Origin of the sequence: Chryseobacterium sp. SIMBA_028, from assembly GCF_046535285.1 — a bacterium.
GTDB lineage: Bacteria > Bacteroidota > Bacteroidia > Flavobacteriales > Weeksellaceae > Chryseobacterium.
Genome location: NZ_JAWRWZ010000145.1, coordinates 1 through 297 on the forward strand (window position 1 = coordinate 1; position 297 = coordinate 297).

1 protein-coding gene is annotated in these 297 nt (G+C 36.7%); it reads left to right on the top strand.

Annotated elements, in window-relative coordinates:
* On the top strand, nucleotides 1–297 hold a 297-nt coding region (locus SCA31_RS22915), incomplete at both ends, for a hypothetical protein (RefSeq protein WP_410699340.1).

Sequence of the window (297 nt, forward strand, 5' to 3'; positions counted from 1 at the left end):
CGGATATTACGGAAATAAAAATGTAACCTCGGACAAAAATATGCCTTCGAGCCGAAACAGATCTATTTTCTGGAAGCAAAATAATGAATTGTTTTTTGCCAACGGAGAAGGATATCTGAGTGGAAATCCTTTAAGATACACCGACGTCTGGAAATATGATATTGCCAGTAATAATTTCACGTGGATCGGCGGAAGAACAGCTTCCAGCAATAACTTAGAATATATTGAAGATGCGGTCAATCCGTCAGTTTATAATATTCCGATTGTAAAGAACTACTTTTTTGATGGGGTAAAAAC